Genomic DNA, 19,125 nt, shown 5'->3' on the forward strand with positions numbered 1-19,125 from the left:
CCTCTCCGCGGCCAGTCGGCCGCGGTTTTCTTCCTATTTAAGAATCGTTATGACGACACTACGTATTGGAATTGTCTCTATCTCCGATCGCGCCTCGCAAGGTATTTACCCCGATAAAGGCCTACCGGCCTTGTCTGAATGGTTAGAACAGGCGATCACTACGCCTTATCATCTTGAGCAACGTCTTATTGCTGACGAACGATCGCTTATCGAACAGACGTTGTGTGAGCTCGTCGATCACCAAGGGTGTCACTTAGTGTTGACGACGGGAGGAACCGGCCCCGCATTACGTGATGTGACACCGGATGCGACCTTAGCTGTTGCCGACAGGGTAATGCCTGGATTTGGCGAGCAGATGCGTCAAATCAGCTTACATTATGTCCCGACGGCAATACTTTCTCGACAAGTCGGTGTGATACGCGGGCAAGCGCTGATCCTCAATCTTCCCGGCCAACCTAAATCAATCAAGGAAACCCTTGAAGGAGTGAGGGATGAGCAGGGGAATGTTCGCGTCACGGGGATCTTCGCGAGCGTCGCGTATTGTCTGCAACTATTAGATAACCCATGGTTGGATACGGACAAAGCGGTGGTTGATTCGTTTCGCCCGAAAAGTGCCCAACGTCCCCCGGCGGTTTGAGAGACTGATTTTAAAATCATTAATTCTATTAATGATTATATCCAGATATAGTCGATGATTACCCTAGTTATGGAGAGGCTTCGTCTATGCAACAACCCGCAATCCCCCCGCGGTCCCTAACGCGGCACGATATTAAAACCCTCGCTTTAGCCGCCGTAGGCGGGGCATTAGAGTTCTACGATTTTGTCATCTTTGCCTTTTTCGCACTGGTCATCGGGGAACGCTTTTTCCCTGCCGACCTTCCCGACTGGTTACGCCAACTCCAAACCTTCGCGCTCTTCGCTGCAGGCTATCTCGCTCGGCCCCTAGGAGGCGTGGTCCTGGCTCATTACGGCGATAAATTAGGCCGTAAGAAAACCTTCACGCTTAGTATTTTAATGATGGCACTGCCTACGACGGTGATGGGGCTGTTGCCCGATTACGCATCAATAGGGATTGCCGCGCCTATCATTATGTTGCTGTTGCGGGTTCTGCAGGGGGCAGCCATTGGCGGGGAGGTTCCTGGCGCATGGGTATTTGTGTCTGAGCATGTCCCAAGTTCACGGGTGGGGGGAGCCTGTGGTTTGCTGACGAGTGGGCTCACCCTCGGTATTATCCTTGGTTCACTGATTACGCAGGGTCTCACCTATCTGTTGCCAGCAGGATTGTTGGCCGATATCGGATGGCGAATTGCTTTTCTGATTGGCGGCGGATTTGGCTTAATGGGGATGTTTTTGCGGCGCTGGTTGCACGAGACTCCGGTTTTTCTGGCCATGCAACAGCAGCGTAGTCAGACTCGTTTACCCATCAAAACCCTTTTACTCTCTTATCGTCCGGCTCTCTTTTTCTCGACCATTCTGACCTGGCTACTGGCTGCTGCAATCATTGTGTTAGTCCTGATGGCCCCTGTATTGTTTCAAAAATGGTTTGCCATCTCGGCGGCGCAAAGCCTACAGGCGAATACATTCGCGACGTGTATGCTGATGATCGGCTGTATAGGAGGGGGTGTTGCCGCCGATAAGTGGGGGATGAGTCGGAGCCTACTCGTCGGCTGCTTGCTGCTCGCGGCGGCGGTACTGTGGCTCTTCTATTGCCTGAGCTTCGCACCTTCTCAATTCTTCCTCGCTTACGGGGTGGTGGGGCTAATGCTCGGCGTACTGGGAATAATCCCGGCGATAATGGTGACAGTTTTCCCGACACAGGTAAGGTTCACGGGATTAGCCACTGCCTATAACCTTGGTTATGCCGTGTTTGGCGGACTGACCCCGTTGTTTATTACCCTACTGATGCCTCTCAACAGACAACTCCCGGCGCTTTACTTACTCACCCTATGCGCGGCAGTCATCGTCAGTTGCCTTGTTTTTGAACGTAAGCAGCGTAGTTTTTCGAAAAAAAAGTAAATTTTTTTCAGTTTGTCCCTTGATGCTCGGTAAACCGCCCCCATCTGGTAACTATCGAAAGTTATCAACGAAAAAAAACTGAGAGCGACGTCTTGAAAAGCACGCAATAGACCGCATCTATAGTTTATAACCGAACAAAACAGAATTTACGTGGGAGATGTTTATAATGGGTAAGATTATTGGTATTGACCTTGGTACAACCAACTCATGTGTTGCCATCATGGACGGCGCGAAAGCGCGCGTATTAGAAAACGCTGAGGGTGACCGTACCACTCCATCAATTATTGCTTATGCGCAAGACGGTGAAACTTTAGTCGGTCAACCTGCTAAGCGCCAAGCAGTGACCAACCCGCAAAATACCTTATTTGCAATTAAGCGCTTAATTGGTCGTCGTTTCCAAGACGAAGAAGTGCAGCGTGACCTGAAAATCATGCCTTACCAAATCGTGCCTGCTGATAACGGCGACGCATGGTTAGACGTGAAAGGCCAAAAAATGGCACCCCCACAAATCTCTGCTGAAGTTCTGAAGAAGATGAAGAAAACTGCCGAAGATTATCTGGGTGAGCCAGTGACTGAGGCCGTTATCACCGTACCGGCATACTTCAATGATGCGCAACGTCAAGCAACAAAAGATGCTGGTCGTATCGCAGGTTTAGAAGTTAAGCGTATCATCAACGAACCTACCGCCGCAGCGCTGGCTTATGGCTTAGACAAAGGCGAAGGTAACCGTACTATCGCGGTATACGACTTAGGTGGTGGTACTTTCGATATCTCAATCATCGAGATCGATGAAGTTGACGGTGAAAAAACCTTCGAAGTATTAGCGACCAATGGTGATACTCACTTAGGTGGTGAAGATTTTGATAGCCGTATGATCAACTACTTAGTTGCTGAGTTTAAGAAAGAGCAAGGTATCGATCTGCATAACGATCCGTTAGCGATGCAACGTCTGAAAGAAGCGGCTGAGAAAGCAAAAATCGAGCTTTCTTCTGCACAACAAACTGACGTTAACCTGCCATACATCACCGCTGATGCGACAGGTCCTAAGCACTTAAACTTAAAAGTAACCCGTGCGAAATTAGAATCTTTAGTTGAAGATCTGGTTGCTCGTTCTATCGAGCCATTAAAAATTGCACTGCAAGATGCGGGGCTGTCTGTTTCAGACATCAACGACGTAATCTTGGTCGGTGGTCAAACACGTATGCCACTGGTTCAAAGCAAAGTTAAAGATTTCTTTGGTAAAGAACCCCGTAAAGACGTGAACCCAGACGAAGCAGTGGCCGTCGGTGCAGCAGTACAAGGTGGTGTCTTAGCGGGTGACGTTAAAGACGTATTATTGCTGGACGTTACGCCATTATCTCTGGGTATCGAGACCATGGGCGGCGTGATGACTTCACTGATCAGCAAAAATACCACTATCCCAACTAAGCACAGCCAAGTGTTCTCTACTGCAGAAGACAACCAATCTGCGGTGACCATTCACGTGCTGCAAGGTGAGCGTAAGCGTTCAGGTGATAACAAGTCACTTGGCCAGTTCAACCTAGATGGTATCCAAGGGGCACCACGTGGTATGCCACAAATTGAAGTGACTTTTGACATTGATGCGGATGGTATCCTGCACGTTTCTGCTAAAGATAAAAATAGCGGAAAAGAGCAAAAAATCACCATTAAAGCCTCTTCTGGTTTGAACGATGAAGAAGTGGAAAAAATGGTTCGTGATGCAGAAGCGAATGCTGAATCTGACCGTAAGTTCGAGGAGCTGGTACAGACTCGTAACCAAGGTGACCAGATCGTTCACAGTACTCGTAAGCAATTGGAAGAAGCAGGTGACAAGCTGTCTGCGGATGACAAAGCGCCTATCGACACTGCTCTGACTGAGCTGGAAACAGCACTGCGCGGTGAGGATAAAGCTGAGATCGAAGCGAAGATCCAAGCGTTAGGTGAAGTATCAGGCAAACTGATGGAACTGGCTCAGCAACAACAGCAAGCTCAAGCAGGCCAAGCCGAAGGTGCTGCTAAGCAAGACAACGATGCTGTTGACGCTGAGTTCGAAGAAGTCAAAGACAAAAAATAATTGCCCATGACCGGGCTCAATACGGTAAGTCTGTATTGCTAACCAGCACGGGCGTAGGAGTTTCTCCACGCCCGTGCTCTCATGTTAAGGGCAAGAACAATGGCAAAGAGTGATTATTACGAGATCTTAGGCGTATCCAAATCAGCGGATGAGCGTGAAATCAAAAAAGCGTACAAACGCTTAGCAATGAAGTTTCACCCCGATAGAAACCCGGGGAATGCAGAAGCTGAAGAAAAGTTTAAAGAAGTTAAGGAAGCTTATGAAATCCTCACCGATGATCAGAAGCGTGCTGCCTATGACCAATACGGCCATGCAGCCTTCGAGCAAGGTGGAATGGGTGGTGGTGGCTTCGGCGGCGGCTTTGGCGGCGGCGGTGCTGATTTCGGCGATATCTTCGGTGATGTTTTCGGTGACATTTTCGGTGGCGGTCGTCGTCAGCGCGCAGCGCGTGGCTCCGATTTACGCTACACCATGGAGCTGACGCTTGAAGAAGCTGTCCGTGGCGTCACCAAAGAGATCCGTATCCCTACGTTGCAAGAGTGTGAAAAATGCGACGGTAGCGGAGCGAAGGCAGGCTCTAAGCCCCAAACCTGTTCGACCTGTCAGGGTGCGGGCCAAGTACAAATGCGCCAAGGTTTCTTCGCGGTGCAACAGCCTTGTCCAACCTGTCAAGGACGTGGAACAGTCATTAAAGATCCGTGTAATGCGTGCCACGGACACGGTCGCGTGGAGAAATCTAAAACGCTATCAGTGAAAATTCCCGCGGGCGTTGATACGGGTGACCGCATTCGTTTGAGTGGCGAAGGCGAAGCAGGTGAACAAGGTGCACCGTCTGGGGATCTGTACGTTCAAGTTTCTGTTAAAAAGCACGCTATCTTCGAACGTGAAGAGAGTAACCTGTTCTGCGAAGTCCCGGTCAATTTTGCTATGGCAGCCTTGGGTGGGGAAATTGAAGTCCCAACACTGGATGGTCGTGTCAAACTTAAAATCCCTGCAGAAACCCAAACCGGTAAGCTATTCCGCATGCGTGGCAAAGGCGTTAAATCGGTTCGTGGCGGTGCTGTAGGTGACCTGCTCTGTCGTGTGGTCGTAGAAACGCCTGTGAAGCTCAATGAGAAGCAGAAACAGCTGCTACAAGAGCTGGGTGAGTCTTTAGGTGGTCCGGCAGGTGATGCCAATAGCCCACGTTCTAAGAGCTTTTTTGATGGTGTGAAAAAGTTTTTTGATGATCTGACTCGCTAGTCATCTCTTACTGATTCACTATTTTGTATACCCCATAGGTTGGCTTCCGATCTATGGGGTATTTTTTTGGTGGAAGTGAATAGTCGAGATCATACAGACCAAGGATCCCCAATGGCGAGATTGGCATAATCCAAACAGGATGGCTTGGAACGATTGAGAAAGCGTTAGTAAGAGGGAATAGAGAAGGGAAAGCGAAAACAAAAAAACCGACCAGAGGTCGGCTTTTTAAAGAACATCAACGTGTGGCGATTAAGCCATTTTGTTGATTTGTGCAGTCAAGTTAGCTTTATGACGTGCAGCTTTGTTCTTGTGGATCAAGCCTTTAGCAGCTTGACGGTCCACGATTGGTTGCATTTCATTAAATGCGTTTTGTGCAGCTTGCTTGTCGCCAGTCGCGATTGCAGCGTAAACTTTCTTGAGGAAAGTACGCATCATAGAGCGACGGCTAGCATTGTGTTTGCGACGCTTTTCAGATGTTACCGCGCGCTTCTTAGCTGATTTGATATTAGCCAAGGTCCAACTCCCAAATTAGTTCTTTATGGACAAATCAAAGGTCGAGGACTATGCCTTTTGTCCCTTCGTTTGTCAATGGATTTGTGCAAATAAGCGTCGCTTACATCGCGGCGCTCGGTTACGTAATTGATGGCGCAGGATTCTAACAGTTTCCCTGCCCTGAATACAGTCTTTCGCAACAAAATTGTGCGGAATTTACGCCCAAGAGAAATTCATAGGATAAAAACGCTAAAACTAGTGCGTAAAGCCGACATCAACGGGTTAATTTTGAACGCTGAACAAGGTATAATCGGGCATTTTCAGCAAATCGAGTTTGCCATGAAGTTTATCCGTGGGCTACATAATCTCACACAGCATCAACAAGGTTGCGTTTTAACGATTGGAAACTTTGATGGCGTACATCGGGGGCACCAAGCTTTGCTGCGCCATTTACGGCAAGCAGGCACGCACCGACACTTGCCGGTTGTGGTGATGGTATTCGAGCCTCAGCCTCTAGAGCTCTTCCAACCTGAAGTCGCCCCGGCGAGGCTGACGCACCTGCGTGAGAAACTAGAGAATTTAGAAAAGTTTGGTGTGGACGAAGTAGTCTGCATTAATTTCGACCAAGATTTTGCGAAACTTACCGCAGAGAACTTTATCAGTGAACTACTGGTGAAGAGATTAAATGTGAAATTACTCGCGATTGGTGATGATTTCAGATTTGGCGCTGGCCGCCGCGGTGATTTCCTGTTATTACAACAGGCGGCAAAACAATATGGTTTTGATGTGGTGAGTACCGAAACCTATATTGAACAAGGTAAACGTATCAGTAGCACTGCAGTGCGTCAGGCACTAGCGAATAGCGACTTCCCACAGGCAGAAATTTTACTTGGCCGTCCCTGGTCGATCACAGGCCGTGTGGTGCATGGTGACGCGTTAGGGAGAACACTGGGGTTCCCGACAGCCAATATACCGTTAAAACGACGTGTAACACCGGTAAAAGGCGTTTTCGCGGTAGAAGTGTATGGTGTCGGTGATCACCCTATTGCAGGTGTCGCCAACATTGGTACTCGACCGACAATTAAAGGTATTCGTCAACAACTTGAGGTCCACCTGCTCGATACACAGAGAGACCTTTACGGAAAACGAATCCAAGTAGTGATTAAATATAAAATACGTGATGAGCAACGATTTGCATCCCTAGACGCGTTGACGCAACAGATTGCGCAGGATGTGGAAACGGCCAGAAATTATTTCGTTCAACGAACAACGGTGTAATCCCGAAACCTGGAACTAAAATCTAATGAGTGACTATAAATCAACCCTGAATCTTCCTGAAACAGGTTTTCCAATGCGTGGTGATTTAGCAAAAAGAGAACCAGATATGCTTAAGCGTTGGTACGCCGATGATCTCTACGCGACCATTCGTGCAGCGAAGAAAGGGAAAAAGACATTTATTTTGCACGACGGCCCTCCGTATGCGAATGGCAATATTCATATTGGTCACTCAGTAAATAAAATCCTTAAAGACATTATCGTGAAGTCTCGCGGTATGGCGGGCTTCGATGCTCCTTACGTTCCAGGCTGGGATTGCCATGGTCTACCGATCGAGCACAAAGTTGAGCAAATGATCGGCAAACCGGGTGAGAAAGTCACCGCTGCCGAGTTCCGTCAGGCGTGCCGCGACTATGCCGCTGAGCAAGTTGAAGGCCAAAAGAAAGATTTTATTCGCCTCGGCGTTCTTGGCGATTGGGATCGTCCTTATCTGACCATGGACTTCAAAACGGAAGCCAATATCATTCGCGCGTTGGCTAAGATCATTGGCAATGGCCACCTTCATAAAGGGGCTAAACCCGTTCAATGGTGTTTAGATTGCCGTTCGGCGTTAGCCGAAGCGGAAGTTGAATATTACGACAAAACCTCACCCTCTATCGATGTCCTGTTCAATGCGGTGGATGCTGAGGCGGTGGCGGGGAAATTTGGCGTAGCAGCGGATGGTCAAGCCATTTCACTGGTTATCTGGACCACTACGCCGTGGACCTTACCTTCCAACCGTGCCATCTCCTTAAATGCTGAGTTTACCTATCAGCTGATTGAGGTTAACGGTCAACGGATCATCCTAGCGAAAGATTTAGTCGACGCTGTCATGACTAAACTAGGCGCTGAAAGCTGGCAAGTACTAGGCGAATGCCAAGGTGATGTTTTAGAGAACCATCGCTTCCAACACCCATTCTTAGCCTTAGATGTCCCTGTATTATTAGGTGATCACGTAACATTGGATGCCGGTACCGGTGCCGTCCATACCGCGCCCGGACACGGCCCAGAAGACTACGTGATCGGCCAAAAATATGGGATTGAAACGGTTAACCCAGTAGGCGGCGATGGCTGCTATCTTCCGGGCACTTACCCAGGCCTCGATGGAATTAATGTGTTTAAAGCGAACCCATTGGTGATCGACATTCTGCGTGAGAAGGGTGCCTTACTGCATCTTGAAAATCTTCACCATAGCTACCCACACTGCTGGCGTCATAAAACACCGGTTATTTTCCGTGCCACGCCGCAGTGGTTTATCAGCATGGATCAGAAAGGATTACGTGCACAATCCTTGAAAGAGATCAAAGGTGTGCAGTGGATCCCTGATTGGGGCCAGGCGCGCATTGAATCTATGGTCGAAAATCGCCCTGATTGGTGTATCTCCCGTCAAAGAACGTGGGGCGTACCGATGTCGCTGTTTATCCATAAGCAGACCGGTGCTATCCACCCAGAAACCTTAGCGTTAATGGAAAAAGTCGCGCTACGTGTTGAACAAGACGGTATTCAAGCGTGGTGGGATCTGGATAGCGCGGATCTCTTGGGCAGCGATGCGGACGATTACGAGAAAGTTCCTGATACCTTGGATGTGTGGTTCGATTCGGGATCGACCAGCTGCAGCGTTGTCGATGTTCGCCCTGAATTTAATGGACACAGCGCGGACATTTATCTGGAAGGTTCAGATCAGCACCGTGGCTGGTTTATGTCGTCGCTGATGATTTCCACCGCGATCAAATCGAAAGCGCCTTACCGTCAAGTACTGACCCACGGTTTTACCGTCGATGGACAAGGCAGAAAAATGTCTAAATCAATCGGTAATACGGTCAGCCCTCAAGAGGTGATGGATAAGCTCGGCGCGGACATTCTGCGGTTATGGGTTGCCTCGACTGACTATTCAGGTGAAATGGCGGTTTCTGATGAGATCTTGAAACGATCAGCCGATGCTTATCGTCGTATCCGTAATACAGCGCGTTTCTTGCTGGCAAACCTATCCGGCTTTAATCCAGAAACGGATCACGTTGCTCCAGAAGAGATGGTGGTCGTGGATCGTTGGGCGGTTGGACGTGCGCTGGCGGCACAACAAGATATCATCGCTTCCTATGAGAAATATGATTTCCATGAAGTGGTTCAACGCTTAATGCATTTCTGTTCAGTTGAAATGGGATCGTTCTATCTCGATATCATCAAAGATCGTCAATATACTGCGAAAGCGGATGGTCTAGCGCGTCGCAGTTGCCAAACCGCATTATGGCATATCGTCGAAGCACTGGTTCGCTGGATGGCGCCTATCCTCTCCTTCACGGCTGATGAGATCTGGGGACACCTAGCGGGTGAGCGTGAAAAATATGTCTTTACCGAAGAGTGGTATCAAGGTCTGTTTGGTTTAGCGAATGATGAGCCGATGAACGACGACTACTGGGATCAACTGTTAAAAGTGCGTAGCGAAGTAAACAAGGTCATCGAGCAAGCTCGTTCAGATAAAAAAGTGGGGGGAGCATTAGAAGCCTCTATTACTCTCTATGCGGAGCCTGAACTGGCTGAGCGCTTACAGGCCTTAGGCAACGAGCTACGCTTTGTACTACTGACCTCGGAAGCAAAAGTCGCCGATATCACTACAGCCCCAAGTGAAGCGGTTCAGAGCGAGCAATTGAAAGGGCTGCGTATCTTGTTAGGTAAAGCACAGGGCGAGAAATGCCCACGCTGCTGGCATTACAGTAATGACATTGGTGCGAACCCTGAACAGGCACAAATTTGTGGCCGCTGCTACAGTAATGTGGCAGGAAATGGTGAAGAGCGTAAGTTTGCCTAATGAAAAAATCATTATGTTCTACCGGTTTACGTTGGTTATGGGTGATGGTGGTTGTTATCGTTGTTGATTTATCCAGTAAATACTGGGTGATGACGTCGATGCAACTCCATGAATCGCGTGCCCTAATACCTTCCCTAAATCTTTTTTATGCCCATAACTATGGTGCGGCGTTCAGCTTCCTTGCCGATAAAGGTGGCTGGCAGCGGTGGATGTTCGCGGCAATTGCTGTCGCGATTGCGGTCTCCTTACTGCTAATGATGTATCGTAGCCGAGCTGAGCAAAAGCTGACCAACATTGCTTACGCAATGATTATTGGTGGGGCGCTAGGCAACCTCTTTGACCGTGCATGGCACGGTTTTGTTGTCGACTTTATCGACTTCTACGTGGGGGATTGGCACTTCGCGACCTTTAACATTGCCGACTGTGGTATTTGTGTTGGGGCGGCGCTAATTGTGTTAGAAGGTTTCCTGCCTAAGACGCAGGCCGATTCAGCAGAGGACAAATCATGAGTGAACTTATCGTCACGGCGGACAGTCGCGTAGTGGTTGAGCTCATTCTCACGCTCTCTGATGGGTCGGTGGCAGAATCGACTAAAGTAAATAATAAACCGGCTCTGCTCACCTTAGGTGATCAGTCCCTCTCTCCTAAACTAGAGGCTGAATTACTCGGGCTAGCAGTGGGTAGCCAACATAAATTCAGCTTAGCGGCGGAAGATGCGTTCGGTGCCAGTAACCCAGATCTGGTGCAATACTTTTCTCGCCAATCCTTTATGGAGGCGGGTGAGCCAGAGGTCGGGACCATTATGCTCTTTAGCGCGATTGATGGCAGTGAAATGCCGGGCATCGTGCGTGAAATATCCGGTGACTCGGTTACTGTAGATTTCAATCATCCGTTAGCAGGTCAAGACATCACGTTTGATATCGAGATTATCGACATCAATCCGGTGTTAGAGGAACAGAATGAAAATCTTACTGTCTAATCCGCGTGGATTCTGTGCAGGCGTCGATAGGGCGATCAGTATTGTTGAACGCGCGCTAGAAATGTATGGTGCGCCAATCTATGTGCGTCATGAAGTTGTTCATAATCGTTATGTCGTCGAAGGATTACGCGAGCGAGGCGCAATCTTTATTGAGGAGATCAGCGAGGTACCCGATGGTGCCATTCTTATTTTCTCTGCGCACGGTGTTTCACAAGCGGTACGGGCTGAAGCAAAAGCCCGCCAACTCACCATGTTATTTGACGCAACCTGTCCGTTGGTCACTAAGGTGCATATGGAAGTTGCTAGAGCCAGCCGCAAAGGGACCGAAGCGATTCTGATTGGCCATGCCGGACATCCCGAGGTGGAAGGCACCATGGGGCAATACAGTAACCCTGAAGGGGGAATGTATTTGGTTGAGGCGCCAGACGATGTGTGGAAACTGACGGTTAAAAATGAAGCTAACCTCTGCTTTATGACCCAAACGACCTTATCGGTGGATGATACCTCGGATGTGATTGATGCACTTCGTCAACGCTTCCCGCTCATTATCGGCCCACGTAAAGACGATATCTGTTATGCCACCACCAATCGCCAAGAAGCTGTTCGACAGTTGGCGGACGAGGCAGATGTGGTATTAGTTGTTGGGTCCAAAAACTCATCTAACTCCAATCGGTTAGCGGAGTTAGCGCAACGCGCAGGTAGACTGGCAAGGCTTATTGATAGCGCCGAAGATATTAACCCCCAATGGCTGGAGAACATCAGCTGTGTGGGCGTCACGGCGGGTGCATCGGCCCCCGATATTTTGGTCCAACAGGTCATTACACGCCTGATGGAGCATGGCGGCGAGCCGGCAATCGAGCTTTCGGGAAGAGAAGAGAATATTTTCTTCGAGGTCCCTAAAGAACTTCGTGTGCCAGTGAAAGAGATTATCTAACGGTAGCCTTGTACGATCTGAACCAGCTCCCCAGAGCTGGTTTTTTTCCGTCATCAATACCGTTATTCGCTAAAATTTACGCTGGAGTTAGCCTGGTAGGCCCGTTATGCTGAATAAAGAAAATAATACAGATAGGGTTTTTGTTATGGCTGCAACACGTATTGCTATCATCGGCGCATCTGGCCGCATGGGGAAACAATTAATCGAAGCGGTTCACGCCGACGATTCCGTTCAACTGGGGGCGGTGATCGTGCGCCGAGGCTCGTCACTGAAAGGATGTGACGCAGGCGAGTTAGTGGGTATTGGCTCACTGGGCATCGCGGTTGTGGATGATATTCAGCAGGTCATCGATGACTTTGATATTTTAATCGATTTTACCCGTCCGGAACTTACCCTCGACCTCCTTAAACTCTGTCGTCAGCACCACAAATCGATCGTTATCGGGACGACTGGTTTTGATGAGGCAGGCAAGCAACAGATTGCGCAAGCGGCTCAACATATCCCGGTAGTCTTTGCTGCGAATTTTAGTGTCGGCGTTAATCTAATGCTGAACCTTTTGGATCAGGCCGCTAAGGTGATGGGGGACTATACCGATATTGAAATCGTCGAAGCCCATCATCGTCACAAAGTTGATGCCCCCTCAGGCACTGCGCTGGCCATGGGCGAAGCGATTGCGACAGCAATGGACTGGTCGTTGGATGAGCATGCTGTCTATGCGAGAGAAGGGATTACGGGTGAAAGAAAGGCCGGTACCATTGGTTTCTCGACGATTAGAGCAGGCGATATCGTAGGTGAGCATACCGCTATTTTTGCAGATATCGGTGAGCGTATAGAGATAACTCACAAGGCTTCCAGTCGTATGACTTTCGCAAAAGGGGCAGTTAAGGCTTCATCTTGGTTAATTGGCAAGAAACCTGGTCTTTACTCGATGAAGGATGTATTGGACTTCTAATTTAAGTTGGTTATAGTTATTTTAATTCATTGATATATCGGCATTTTAATCGAAAAGTGCCGATTTTTATTTGTTTGGCATTTATTCTTGATTAAATGCATATTTTTTAATATTTAGATCATTTAATTTTACCGAATGGTCTACTTTTCCCCTTTTATTGGGTATTTTATAGTCTATTTGGGTGCTGCTCTGTTTATTATTGCTAATTCTTTCTCAGCAAACGTTTTTTTCGACCAGATAAGATCCCTTTTCATCGTGAAAAATGAGAAATCGCGATGAAAGCCGTAAAAAAAATAAATTAATTCCTCTTCAGTATAGACATCAGCCCTAGGGATCATTAGAATGCCGCCAATTTGCCAAAATCCAGATAGGCAGGCATTTTTGCATTGATTTAATCTCACTAATTGAATTAATATGCATGAACAGTGACTATTTATTCCCTGGAGGAAGTTTTGACTAAGTCAGCAATTTTGGTTCTGGAAGACGGAACCGAGTTTCACGGCCGGGCGATCGGCGCATTGGGATCGGCAGTCGGAGAGGTCGTTTTCAATACATCAATGACCGGTTATCAAGAAATCCTTACTGATCCTTCCTACTCCCGCCAAATCGTCACTCTCACTTATCCCCATATTGGTAATGTCGGTACTAATCCCGCCGATGCAGAGGCTTCTTCCGTTCATGCGCAAGGCCTTGTTATTCGTGACCTGCCTCTAATTGCCAGTAACTATCGCAGCACGAGCGATTTATCGTCCTACTTAACACAACACAACATTGTAGCGATTGCGGATATCGATACTCGTAAGCTGACCCGACTTCTTCGCGAAAAAGGTGCGCAAAACGGCTGCATCGTCGCAGGGGATAATCCAGATGTTGCTCTGGCCTTAGAAAAAGCTAAAGCTTTCCCAGGCTTGAAGGGAATGGACTTAGCAAAAGAAGTCACTACCTCAGAAAGCTACAGCTGGAAGCAGGGAAGTTGGACACTGGAAAATGAACTACCCGATGCGCGTGACGAGGCTGACCTGCCTTGGCATGTGGTCGCTTACGATTTCGGCGCGAAACACAATATCTTACGTATGCTGGTAGACCGTGGATGTAAGCTGACAGTAGTGCCAGCACAGACCTCAGCAGAAGAAGTCTTAGCCCTTAATCCAGATGGGATTTTCCTATCTAACGGCCCAGGGGACCCAGAGCCTTGTGACTATGCGATTAGCGCAATCCAAGCGTTTCTTAAGACAGACATCCCAGTCTTCGGCATCTGTTTGGGGCATCAACTGCTTGCGTTGGCGAGCGGAGCGAAAACGGTGAAAATGAAGTTGGGGCATCACGGTGGTAACCACCCGGTAAAAGACTTCGATAACAACGTTGTCATGATCACGGCACAAAACCATGGATTTGCGGTAGATGATCAGCAACTGCCAGAGTGCTTGCGTGTTACTCACCGCTCACTGTTCGACCATACTGTGCAAGGGATTCATCGTACCGACAAGCCGGCTTTCAGCTTCCAAGGTCACCCAGAAGCAAGCCCTGGCCCGCATGATGCAGCACCGTTATTCGACCACTTTATTGAACTTATCAATGCTTACCGCGGCGTTAAAGCGTAATCAGGAGAGAAGCAATGCCAAAACGTACTGACCTCAAATCTATCCTGATCTTAGGTGCTGGCCCGATTGTCATCGGTCAAGCCTGTGAATTTGACTACTCGGGCGCACAAGCCTGTAAAGCATTACGTGAAGAAGGTTATCGGGTTATTTTGGTTAACTCCAACCCGGCGACCATCATGACTGATCCAGATATGGCTGATGCAACATATATTGAGCCGATCAACTGGCAAGTCGTCAGAAAAATTATTGAAAAAGAGCGCCCTGATGCGGTATTACCGACCATGGGCGGCCAGACAGCACTGAACTGTGCGTTAGAGCTCGAGCGTCAAGGGGTCCTTGAAGAGTTCGGCGTAACCATGATTGGTGCAACAGCAGATGCGATCGATAAAGCCGAAGACCGTCAGCGTTTTGATAAAGCGATGAAAAAAATCGGCTTAGACACCGCACGTTCCGGTATTGCGCACACCATGGAAGAGGCGTTAGCGGTAGCCGAAGATGTGGGCTTCCCCTGCATTATCCGTCCATCGTTCACCATGGGCGGGACGGGGGGCGGGATTGCCTATAACCGTGAAGAGTTTGAAGAGATCTGTGAGCGTGGCCTCGATCTCTCACCGACTAATGAATTGCTGATTGATGAATCACTGATTGGTTGGAAAGAGTATGAAATGGAAGTGGTGCGGGACAAAAATGATAACTGCATCATTGTCTGTTCGATTGAAAATTTCGATGCGATGGGGATCCATACCGGTGACTCCATCACCGTCGCACCTGCCCAGACTCTGACGGATAAAGAGTATCAAATCATGCGTAACGCCTCGATGGCGGTATTGCGTGAGATTGGTGTCGAAACGGGTGGGTCAAACGTTCAGTTCTCGGTCAACCCAGAAAATGGTCGCTTAATCATCATCGAGATGAACCCACGTGTATCGCGTTCTTCTGCGTTAGCCTCTAAAGCAACGGGCTTCCCGATTGCGAAAATTGCGGCCAAATTGGCAGTCGGCTACACCTTAGATGAGTTAATGAATGATATTACTGGCGGGCAAACGCCGGCGTCATTCGAACCGTCTATCGACTACGTTGTCACCAAAATCCCTCGTTTCAACTTCGAGAAATTTGCAGGTACTAATGACCGTCTGACCACGCAAATGAAATCTGTTGGGGAAGTGATGGCGATAGGCCGTACCCTACAAGAATCAATGCAAAAAGCGTTACGTGGACTGGAAGTTGGGGCGACGGGCTTTGACCCGAAAGTCGATGCCGACGACGTTGAAGCCTTGACCAAAATCCGCCGTGAACTAAAAGATGCCGGTGCAGACCGTATCTGGTATGTTGCCGATGCATTCCGCCATGGCATGTCGGTCGAAGGCGTGTTTAACCTGACCAATATCGACCGCTGGTTCTTAGTTCAAATTGAGGAACTGGTGCGCCTTGAAGCACAGGTTACCCGTGGTGGTGTTCAAATCCTTACCGCTGACTTCCTGCGTCAACTGAAGCGTAAAGGGTTTGCCGATGCGCGCTTAGCCACCTTAACCGGTGTGGCCGAAGCGGAAATTCGTAAATTACGTCAACAATATAACCTCTACCCAGTCTATAAGCGTGTAGATACCTGTGCGGCTGAATTTGCGACAGATACGGCCTACATGTATTCCACTTATGAAGAAGAGTGTGAAGCGCAGCCAGACAGCGATCGTGAAAAAATCATGATCTTGGGCGGTGGTCCAAACCGTATTGGTCAAGGGATCGAGTTTGACTACTGCTGTGTGCATGCGGCCTTAGCGCTGCGCGAAGATGGTTACCAAACCATCATGGTTAACTGTAACCCTGAAACAGTCTCCACAGACTACGACACCTCAGACCGTCTCTACTTTGAACCGGTCACCTTCGAAGACGTGTTGGAAATTGTCCGCATCGAAAAACCTAAAGGGGTTATCGTGCAATATGGCGGACAGACGCCCCTGAAACTCGCACGTGCCTTAGAAGCGGCCGGTGTGCCGGTGATTGGTACCAGCCCTGATGCCATTGACCGAGCTGAAGACCGTGAGCGCTTCCAACAAGCGGTCGATCGTTTAGCGTTAAAGCAACCGGCGAATGCTACGGTGACGGCACTGGAGCAAGCTGTTGAGCGCGCCGCGAGCCTGGGCTACCCATTAGTGGTTCGTCCATCTTATGTACTCGGTGGCCGTGCCATGGAAATCGTTTATGACGAGCAGGATCTAAAGCGTTACTTCCAAACGGCTGTCTCTGTTTCGAACGATGCGCCCGTCCTACTTGACCGCTTCTTAGATGATGCCATCGAAGTAGACGTTGATGCGATTTGCGATGGCGAGCGCGTGTTGATTGGCGGCATTATGGAGCACATCGAGCAAGCTGGTGTTCACTCCGGTGACTCAGCCTGTTCTCTGCCAGCTTATACGCTTAGCAAAGCGATTCAAGACGTTATGCGTAAGCAAGTTGAGCAATTGGCTTTCGAGCTTAATGTTCGTGGTCTGATGAATGTCCAATTTGCGGTCAAGGATAATGAAGTCTATTTGATTGAGGTTAACCCTCGCGCTGCACGAACCGTTCCCTTTGTTTCGAAAGCGACAGGGGTACCTTTAGCGAAAGTGGCTGCACGCGTGATGGCAGGCAAAACCTTGGCAGAGCAAGGCGTAACGGAAGAAGTGATCCCGCCTTACTACTCGGTAAAAGAAGTGGTGCTTCCTTTCAATAAATTCCAAGGCGTTGACCCGATTCTTGGGCCAGAGATGCGCTCGACCGGGGAAGTGATGGGCGTTGGCCGTACCTTTGCTGAAGCGTTCTCTAAAGCGATGCTGGGTGCGCAAGCCACGATGAAGAAACAAGGTCGTGCGTTACTTTCGGTGCGTGAAGGCGATAAAAAACGCGTCGTCGATTTAGCAGCGAAATTAGTGAAGTTTGGCTTTGAATTGGATGCAACTCACGGTACGGCAGTGGTATTGGGCGAAGCGGGCATTAATCCTCGTCTCGTCAATAAGGTGCATGAAGGCCGTCCCCATATCCAAGACCGTCTGAAAAATGGTGAATACGCTTATATCGTTAACACTACCGCAGGACGTCAGGCTATCGAAGATTCACGCTTAATTCGCCGTAGCGCACTGCAGTATAAAGTACACTACGACACCACCATGAATGGTGGATTTGCGACGGCGATGGCTCTGAATGCTGACCCAACAGAGCGCGTTATCTCTGTGCAAGAAATGCATGCTGAGCTGAAAGCTTAAGCCCGCTGATAACGGCCTCGCAATGAGGCCGTTATTTTTTTTCAAATCCTATATTTCCCGCTAATCCCTCTCGACTAACGTCACGCCTTCTCGTATGATTGCGCGTCTTTTATGCAGAGAGTGCGACTATGTTAAGCCTAATTGCCGCGATGGCAACCGACCGTATTATCGGTAATGAAAATCAAATGCCGTGGCATCTTCCCGCCGACTTCGCGTGGTTTAAACAGCAAACTCTGGGTAAACCTATCATCATGGGTCGCAAGACCTTTGAGTCGATTGGCCGCCCACTTCCGGGCCGGAAAAATATCGTGATCAGTCGTCAGGCACAACCTGCCCAAGAAAATATTATTTGGGTAACCTCAATTGATGAGGCGATCGCCAGTGCCGCGGATGCAGAAGAAATTATGGTTATTGGTGGGGGGAATCTCTATCAGCAATTATTACCTCAGGCACAAAAACTGTATTTGACCCATGTGGATGCCGAGATTGAAGGGGATACTCAATTTCCAGAATACGATCCTGATCAGTGGGAGTCGGTATTCAGTGAGTTTCGGGATGCAGATGAGGCCAATAATTACGGCCTCTGTTTTGAGATCTTAGAGCGGCGTACTTAATCGCAAGGCTACGTTATTCATCGGCTTTCTGTTGTGTAGAAGGCTGATGAAAATAGCGGCCATCTTCCCAACGCAGCAGCGTTAATTCTCCCCCCCAGCAGCAGCCAGTATCGAGCCCAATGACATTGCTCGGGGTGCCTTTACCTTCTAGTGACGCCCAGTGTCCAAATACGATGGTAAAATCTTCGGGTAACTGTCGTGGTATATCGAACCAAGGTTTTAAGGGGGGCGTTGCCTCTTCAGGTTTTTCTTTACAGATCATATCTAACTGACCGCCTGGGAAACAGTAGCGCATCCGGGTTAAGGCGTTAGTACTAAAGCGTAACCGTGCCAAACCGCTGAGATTTTCAGACCAATTATTTGGCATGTCGCCATACATGGCATCCAGTAGCAGTGGATAACTATCGCTTGCTAACACGGCCTCAATATCGCCCGCACAGCGTTGCGCCGTCTCTAAATCCCACTGTGGTGTAATACCGGCATGCGCCATGATGAGCTGTTTTTCTTGGTCGATTTGTAGCAACGGCTGGCGACGTAACCAGTTAATTAATTCGTCGCAATCTTCTGCGTCGAGCAGCGGCTGTAAACGATCCTTAGATTTATTTTTACTGACCCCAGCATAGACCGCCAGTAAGTGAAGATCATGATTACCCAGTACGAGTCGTACTGAGTCGCCGAGTGATTTGACTTTCCGTAATACCTTCAGCGAATCGGGGCCACGAGCAACCAAGTCACCAGTGAGCCATAATTGGTCCTGAGTCGGATCAAAAGCAACCTGATCCAGCAATTGGCAGAGCTCTTGATAGCAGCCGTGAATATCACCGATTAAATAGGTACTCATTATCACCCTTTCAGGAAAGTA

General features: G+C 48.9%; 15 protein-coding genes. 13 read left to right on the plus strand and 2 right to left on the minus strand.

The features are described from left to right. The first annotated feature begins 49 nt into the window (after window positions 1-49). The 4 genes from mog to dnaJ all read left to right on the plus strand — a co-directional run bounded on the left by mog (window position 50) and on the right by dnaJ (window position 5,332). On the plus strand, window positions 50-637 hold the full coding sequence (gene mog, locus BMX14_RS02040; RefSeq protein ID WP_092671991.1) for a molybdopterin adenylyltransferase: 588 nt from the start codon (window positions 50-52) through the stop codon (window positions 635-637). A gap of 86 nt (window positions 638-723) precedes the next feature. Then, on the plus strand, window positions 724-2,016 hold the full coding sequence (locus tag BMX14_RS02045; RefSeq protein ID WP_092671994.1) for an MFS transporter: 1,293 nt from the start codon (window positions 724-726) through the stop codon (window positions 2,014-2,016). Window positions 2,017-2,182: 166 nt separating this feature from the next. Beyond that, on the plus strand, window positions 2,183-4,090 hold the full coding sequence (dnaK, locus tag BMX14_RS02050) for a molecular chaperone DnaK (protein ID WP_092671997.1): 1,908 nt from the start codon (window positions 2,183-2,185) through the stop codon (window positions 4,088-4,090). A 99-nt stretch (window positions 4,091-4,189) separates the two neighbouring features. Continuing rightward, window positions 4,190-5,332, plus strand: a complete 1,143-nt coding sequence (dnaJ, locus tag BMX14_RS02055; RefSeq protein ID WP_048911475.1) for a molecular chaperone DnaJ — start codon at window positions 4,190-4,192, stop codon at window positions 5,330-5,332. A gap of 249 nt (window positions 5,333-5,581) precedes the next feature. Here the strand turns inward: dnaJ and rpsT are convergent, their stop codons facing one another. After that, window positions 5,582-5,845, minus strand: coding sequence for a 30S ribosomal protein S20 (gene rpsT / locus BMX14_RS02060; RefSeq protein ID WP_048911476.1), 264 nt, complete (start codon window positions 5,843-5,845; stop codon window positions 5,582-5,584). A gap of 318 nt (window positions 5,846-6,163) precedes the next feature. Here rpsT and ribF point away from each other — a divergent pair, with 318 nt between their 5' ends. The 9 genes from ribF to folA all read left to right on the plus strand — a co-directional run bounded on the left by ribF (window position 6,164) and on the right by folA (window position 18,263). Further along, on the plus strand, window positions 6,164-7,102 hold the full coding sequence (ribF, locus tag BMX14_RS02065) for a bifunctional riboflavin kinase/FAD synthetase (protein WP_092672455.1): 939 nt from the start codon (window positions 6,164-6,166) through the stop codon (window positions 7,100-7,102). 25 nt (window positions 7,103-7,127) lie between these two features. Then, window positions 7,128-9,944, plus strand: a complete 2,817-nt coding sequence (gene ileS / locus BMX14_RS02070) for an isoleucine--tRNA ligase (RefSeq protein WP_092672000.1) — start codon at window positions 7,128-7,130, stop codon at window positions 9,942-9,944. Beyond that, the gene (lspA, locus tag BMX14_RS02075) at window positions 9,944-10,453 is read left to right on the plus strand and encodes a signal peptidase II (RefSeq protein ID WP_092672003.1); all 510 of its coding nucleotides are present in this window, start codon (window positions 9,944-9,946) and stop codon (window positions 10,451-10,453) included. The genes ileS and lspA overlap by 1 nt, the downstream gene beginning before the upstream one ends. Then, window positions 10,450-10,923, plus strand: a complete 474-nt coding sequence (gene fkpB / locus BMX14_RS02080; protein ID WP_092672006.1) for an FKBP-type peptidyl-prolyl cis-trans isomerase — start codon at window positions 10,450-10,452, stop codon at window positions 10,921-10,923. Before lspA ends, fkpB begins: the two co-directional genes overlap by 4 nt. Then, the gene (gene ispH / locus BMX14_RS02085; RefSeq protein WP_092672009.1) at window positions 10,904-11,857 is read left to right on the plus strand and encodes a 4-hydroxy-3-methylbut-2-enyl diphosphate reductase; all 954 of its coding nucleotides are present in this window, start codon (window positions 10,904-10,906) and stop codon (window positions 11,855-11,857) included. The genes fkpB and ispH overlap by 20 nt, the downstream gene beginning before the upstream one ends. A gap of 145 nt (window positions 11,858-12,002) precedes the next feature. Further along, entirely contained in the window at window positions 12,003-12,809 is an 807-nt protein-coding gene (gene dapB, locus BMX14_RS02090) for a 4-hydroxy-tetrahydrodipicolinate reductase (protein ID WP_092672458.1), read from the plus strand. A 452-nt stretch (window positions 12,810-13,261) separates the two neighbouring features. Next, the gene (gene carA / locus BMX14_RS02095) at window positions 13,262-14,410 is read left to right on the plus strand and encodes a glutamine-hydrolyzing carbamoyl-phosphate synthase small subunit (protein WP_092672012.1); all 1,149 of its coding nucleotides are present in this window, start codon (window positions 13,262-13,264) and stop codon (window positions 14,408-14,410) included. 14 nt (window positions 14,411-14,424) lie between these two features. Then, window positions 14,425-17,649, plus strand: a complete 3,225-nt coding sequence (carB, locus tag BMX14_RS02100) for a carbamoyl-phosphate synthase large subunit (RefSeq protein ID WP_092672015.1) — start codon at window positions 14,425-14,427, stop codon at window positions 17,647-17,649. Between the two features lie 128 nt (window positions 17,650-17,777). Further along, window positions 17,778-18,263: a type 3 dihydrofolate reductase gene (gene folA, locus BMX14_RS02105; protein ID WP_092672018.1), complete on the plus strand. Its 486-nt coding sequence runs from the start codon at window positions 17,778-17,780 to the stop codon at window positions 18,261-18,263. Between the two features lie 13 nt (window positions 18,264-18,276). Here folA and apaH read toward each other — a convergent pair whose 3' ends face one another. Further along, the gene (gene apaH, locus BMX14_RS02110) at window positions 18,277-19,104 is read right to left on the minus strand and encodes a bis(5'-nucleosyl)-tetraphosphatase (symmetrical) ApaH (protein ID WP_092672021.1); all 828 of its coding nucleotides are present in this window, start codon (window positions 19,102-19,104) and stop codon (window positions 18,277-18,279) included. Between the last annotated feature and the right edge of the window lie 21 nt (window positions 19,105-19,125).

The sequence above is a fragment of the Rosenbergiella nectarea genome (assembly GCF_900111105.1).
Taxonomy (GTDB): Bacteria; Pseudomonadota; Gammaproteobacteria; order Enterobacterales; family Enterobacteriaceae; genus Rosenbergiella; species Rosenbergiella nectarea.